At 26.2% G+C, this 4,384-nt stretch carries 2 protein-coding genes; both read left to right on the forward strand.

Going from position 1 to position 4,384, the window contains the following annotated elements; genetic code table 11:
• The first annotated feature begins 71 nt into the window (after nt 1–71).
• Nucleotides 72–2,759: a VirD4-like conjugal transfer protein, CD1115 family gene (locus tag J7G74_RS04625; RefSeq protein WP_297132451.1), complete on the forward strand. Its 2,688-nt coding sequence runs from the start codon at nt 72–74 to the stop codon at nt 2,757–2,759.
• A 79-nt stretch (nt 2,760–2,838) separates the two neighbouring features.
• Nucleotides 2,839–4,384: pLS20_p028 family conjugation system transmembrane protein (locus tag J7G74_RS04630; protein ID WP_297132453.1), on the forward strand; the 1,546-nt coding region annotated here is incomplete at its 3' end.

The following is a 4,384-nucleotide window of genomic DNA, read 5'->3' on the forward strand; positions in this document are numbered from 1 at the left end:
GAGTAGTCAAAGTATATTATACTTGACTACTCTTTTTTATAAAATCAAAAAATTAGATTGTAGGTGATAACTTGGATTTATTGAAAATATCAAATTACATAGATGATTTTTTTGAAAAAAGAAATGGTGAATTAAAATTCTCTCGAAAATTAGTTAATAAAGAATATGCTAAAAAAATAGGTATTGCTTTATTAATTATAGTAACAATAATAATCAATCTCTTAGGAGAAGTTTTGTCAAATTTAGGTTTTGGTCAAAAGCCAAATTTGGTATTAGGTATTTTTATACCAAAGTTAACATTTTTACCAATATATATAATAGCATATGCCTTTATAGGCTATGTATATATAAGGATAATATTAAATATTAAAGCATCGTTTAAAGAAATTGATGAAGGTCAAAAAGGGACATCAAGATTTGCCACTAGAAAGGAAATTGAAAGTCAATATAAGGCTGTACCAATTGCTGATAAGTTGTATGAGGGTAATGGTGGAATACCAATAGCAAAGGGCAAAAAAATATATCAAAACTCTAAAGGTGAAAATGTAGAAGAAGAAGTAATGTTCATAGATGATAGTTCAGTAAACAATTTAATCATTGGAACAACTAGAAGTGGTAAAGGAGAAACATATGTAGTTCCAACAATAGATATTTATTCTAGGGCAGATAAAAAACCTTCTTTAATAATTAATGATCCAAAAGGAGAGTTAATGGCAATGTGTCAAGGAATACTTGAAAATAGAGGTTATGATGTATATATGCTTAATTTACTTCAACCAATTAATTCAATGAGTTATAACCCTTTAGAATTAATAAAACAAGCATATAAAAGAGGTGATTATAGTGAGGCTCAACTATTATGTAAAACACTAACTCATTCACTTTATTTTAAGCCAAATGTAAAAGATCCATTTTGGCAAAATTCAGCAATGTCTTTAGTTAATGCTTTAATATTAGCAGTTTGTGATGAATGTATTTCAAGAGGTGAAGAAGAAAAGATAACAATGTATACTGTTGCAAATATGCTATCTGAACTTGGAGGAAGTAATATTCCTAATAAAAATGGAGAAGGTGAAGTAAACCAATTAGATGAATACTTTAAATCTCTTCCTTCTAACTCTGTAGCAAAAAGTCAATATGCAACAAGTTCATTTGCAGGAGGTTCAGCAAGAGGAAATATTTTTTCCGTAGCAATGAGTGAGCTACAAACATATACTCTTGAAGAAACTGGGAAATTAACTTCTAAAAATTCTTTGAACTTTGAAGAAATAGGATTTTTTAGCACTTTTAAATGTAAAGTAACTGTAAAAGATAAATTGGAAGATGAAGATATAAACAATATTTATAGAATTGAAAATATAGATATGAGTAAGGAGAATAAGAATGTAGTATTTGGAATAAGAGATATTTCAATAGAAAGAGAAAATAACAATAGTATTAATTATACTGAAAATAAAATAAACAATTATAGAGTGCAAAATACATTAAGTAGTGAAAGAGAAGAAACTAAAGATTATGAAGATAACTTGTATTATCAAAAAATGGAAGAAAAGAAGAAGTTAAAAAGTATTATAGAAATACGAAGAAAAGAGTTAAAAGAGCTTTTACTACAGAATGTAAGAGCATTTAATGTAGAGGGAAAAGAAGTAACTTCTAAAATAACTATTGATATGTCAGAAGTTAATTTTACTGAAAATGGAGATTACGAAGTTGAATATAAGATACCATTAGATAGACCTAAAGCAATATTTATGGTTACACCAGATTATGATAAAAGTAATCATGTATTATCAAGTATATTTGTTAGACAGATATATTATGTATTAGCTAAAAAATCATCATTAAATGATACAAGTAAGTGTGATAGAGAAGTAATATTCCTACTAGATGAATTTGGAAATATGCCTCCAATAGAAGGATTTGCAAATATTATAACAGTTTGTCTAGGTCGTGGAATTAGATTTAATATGATAATTCAAGCATACTCCCAATTAAAAAATTTGTATGGGGAAGATGCCTCAACTATAGAAGGTAACTGTGGTAATCAAATTTATATAATGACAAATGATAATGATACGGCTGAAAAGTTTTCAAAGTTGCTTGGGGAACAAACAATAATAACAAATTCAAGAAGTGGTGAAGTTTTTTCATTAAATAAAAGTCAAACTGAAAGTTTAGATGCTAGAAGATTATTAAAAGCAGATGAATTAACTAAATTAAAAGAAGGTGAAACTGCAATTGTAAGAGTTATCAAAAGGAGGGATAATAAAAATGAAAAAATAATTTCATATCCTATATTAAATTGTGGCGAACATGCAATGAAATATAGATATGAGTATTTGTATGATTTATTTGATAATAAAGAAAATGTATTTAAAAATGTAAAAGTAAAGTCATTACATAAAGATGTAAAATTAGATGATTTAATAATAGATTTTTCTAAAACTAATAAAGAAGTTAAACAAGAAATGTTGAAGAAATATGATGAAGAGATTAGAGAAATAAATAATGAAAAATTGAATAGAAATTGTGATATTGAAACTAATACATATAATGATAGAACAAGCAATAATGTATTAGATTCAAAGATTTTAAAAGCAGAGGCAAAAAATAAATTCTGTATTAACAATAATAAAAGATTAATGGAAAAAGAAAAAAATCATATTAAAAGTTTAAATACAAAAGAAGAATTAATTGAGTATTTAGAAGATATAAACAAACATGATTTATTATCAAGTATTGATTTATATTTTAACTAAAAATATAAATTAATCTAAGTAAGTAAATAGACTAATTGTTTATTTACTTTTTTATTTTACAAAAGAAAGGAAAGATACAATGATAGAAAGCACTTTATCAGAGTATAGTAAATTTTTTACTATAGCTGGAGTTATAGAAGATATGATTAGATGGATTCTATTTAAAATTGTATGTCTTTTGACGTATATATCAGATGCTTTAGAGGGCATAATGGATAAAATCTACTCTTTAAATCATTTCTTTGAAAATAAACAAGTAGAAGCAATATATAATAGCTTTAAGCCAGTTTTTTGGATAATTTTAACCCTAGCTATTGTATATATTGCATACAAAATGGTTATAGATAGAGAATTTAAAGGAGAAAGAATATTTCAAAATTTTATACTATCAAGTATGGTTATACTAGCACTACCAATGTTTATGACATCATTAGAAAAAATAACTACTGGAAGTATAAATGTTTTAAATGAAACAAAAATACAACAAAGTACAACAACTGCAAGATCAATTATAAAAGACGGTTTATCTGATTTATCATATTTGGAAAGTCAAAATTTTAAATTAAATGGATATGGAAATAATAATAAAGTTTCTACTAATAATATAAATTCAGACAATATATTGAAAATAGATATAAATTCAACTATGAGTAGTGGTAGTTTTCTTAATCCAACACATGAGATATATAGTAAAAAATTAGTATTAGATGAAAATGGTAATGAAAAAGTTGTTAAACTAGAAAAGAAATTTTTTAATTTAATACAAGAAGAATACTATAGATTTAATATAGATTACTTGATAGTAATAGTTTCATTGTTATGTTTAGTATTAACATTTATATTAACATCTATAAAAATAGCAAGAATAATAGTTGAGTTAGCCTTTAAAAAGATTTTTGCAATGACTTTAGCCTTTGGTGATATAGCATCAGGACAAAAATTAAAAGCTGTGTTAAAAGATATACTGTCATCATTTGCAATAATATTTACAACGGCATTACTTCTAAAGATATACACAATAGGTACTTCATGGGTGGGTACTCTTAATGCTAATGAGATAGTAAAAATAATATTTATGATAGCACTATCACTTATGGTCATAGATGCTCCAAACATAATTGAAAGAATATTAGGTATAGATGCAGGAATAAAAAGTGGTTGGTCGTTATTGGCAGGAGCCTATGCAGGTGCAAAAACTATGGGTGAAATGGCAAAATCTATAGGTGGAATGGCTAGTGCGACAAACAAAGCTATGAAAAATGCTACAGGTACTTTAGTAGGTGCTGGGGCAAGTGCTAAAGGAATGTATGACGGATTTAAAGGAAAAACTTTAGAAGAAGAAATGAATAGTAGTAATTCAAATTCTAGTGTAAATAGTAAAGGAAAATATTTTGATTCAGCAGACGGAAGTGTTTCAAATGACTTGGCTCATAATGATTCAAAAGATAGTCTATCAGAGCAAAGAGAAAATGAAAACTCAAGTGCTGAAAATGTAAATGATAATATATCAAGTGGTTATGGAGAATATAATTCATTATCAAGTGATATGAACTCAAGTAATGGATTTGATACAAGTTCAAGTAGTGATATAGAGAATGGGACACTAGAAAGTGATATGAACTCAA

Source organism: Terrisporobacter sp. (assembly GCF_017888745.1).
Taxonomy (GTDB): Bacteria; Bacillota; Clostridia; order Peptostreptococcales; family Peptostreptococcaceae; genus Terrisporobacter.